Source organism: Streptomyces sp. FH025 (genome assembly GCF_017427025.1).
In the GTDB taxonomy this organism is placed as follows: Bacteria; Actinomycetota; Actinomycetes; order Streptomycetales; family Streptomycetaceae; genus Kitasatospora.
In genome coordinates this window covers 1-1500 of sequence record NZ_JAFLNG010001125.1, presented here as the reverse complement: position 1 = coordinate 1500, position 1500 = coordinate 1, and the positions used below count along the sequence as shown (strand labels likewise).

Below are 1500 nucleotides of genomic sequence, written 5' to 3'. Positions count from 1 at the left end.
GCCGCGGACGGCGTGTTCACTGAAGGAGAGGATCTCCACGCCCGCCGCGTCGGCCACCGCGTCGAGCGGCCCGGCGCCGGTGCCCGGGCGGCCGTTCACCTCGGCCCGGTCCTCTCCGACGGTCCAGGTCCACTCCGGGGGCACCGCGTCCAGGTACTCCGCACGGAACAGCCGGTACAGCTCCTCGGCGGTCACCTCGCGTCCGCTGTCGTCCGCGTTCTCCTGCACGACCCGGGCGAACTCGATCTGCAGCCGCCGGGGAAGTTCGAGCCCCTCACCGGTCTGCAGCAGGTAGGCGATCCCGCCCTTGCCGGACTGGCTGTTGACCCGGATGACCGCCTCGTAGTCGCGCCCGAGGTCCGCCGGGTCGATCGGCAGGTACGGCACCGACCAGGGCGCCTGCCGCTCGGGCACGCCCAACTCCGCGGCCGTCTTGGCGTGGTGGGCGAATCCCTTCTTGATGGCGTCCTGGTGGGTGCCCGAGAAGGCGGTGTGCACGAGGTCTCCGGCGTACGGGTGCCGTTCGTGCACCGGCAGCCGGTTGCAGTGTTCGACGGTGCGTCGGATCTCGTCGATGTCGGAGAGGTCGAGCATCGGGTCGACGCCCTGGGTGTGCAGGTTGAGGGCGAGCGTCACCAGGTCGACGTTCCCGGTCCGTTCACCGTTGCCGAACAGGCAGCCCTCGACGCGCTGCGCGCCGGCCAGAACGGCGAGCTCGGCGCAGGCCACGCCCGTGCCGCGGTCGTTGTGCGGGTGGACGGAGAGGATGACGGAGTCCCGGCGTTCGAGGTGGCGGTCCATGTACTCGATCTGGTCGGCGTACACGTTGGGAGTGGCGATCTCGACGGTCGCGGGCAGGTTGTGGATCACCGGCCGGTCGGGGCTCGCGTCCCACAGTTCGCTCAGCCCGTTGCAGACCTCCAGGACGTAGTCCGGTTCGGTCAGGTTGAACACCTCGGGCGAGAACTGGAACCGCACGCCCTCGCGCCCCTCCCCGAGCCGGGCCATCAGGGTGGCCGCCCCGGTGATCAGCGCCCGCAGTTCGGCCCGTTCCTTGCCGAGGACGACCTGCCGCCACAGCGGTGCGGTCGCGGTGTAGAGGTGGACCACGACGTCGGGCAGGCCCGCGACGGACTCGAAGGTGCGCTCGATGAGGTCGGCCCGGGCGGCGGTGAAGACGACGACGGTGACGTCCTCGGGTACGGCGCCCGGGGTGGTGGCGAGTTGGCGGACGAAGTCGAAGTCGGTGCGGCTGGCGGAGGGGTAGCCGACCTCGATCTCCTTGAAGCCCATGGCCAGGAACAGGTCGAACATCCGCCGCTTGCGCGCCGGGTCCATCGGCTCGGCGAGCGCCTGGTTTCCGTCGCGCAGGTCGACGGGCACCCACAGCGGCGCCCGGTCGATCCGCCGGCCGGGCCAACGGCGCATCAGCGCGGGGACGTGCACCCGCTCGTGGGCGGGCCGGTAGCGGTAGGAGGGCATGGCGCCGCCGCGCTGCGG

At 71.6% G+C, this 1500-nt stretch carries 1 protein-coding gene; it reads right to left on the bottom strand.

Annotated features, from left to right (window positions below; all coding sequences use genetic code 11):
* Positions 1–1500 (bottom strand): 2-isopropylmalate synthase (locus tag J0670_RS37865; protein WP_243438088.1); only part of this gene is annotated, 1500 nt, incomplete at both ends.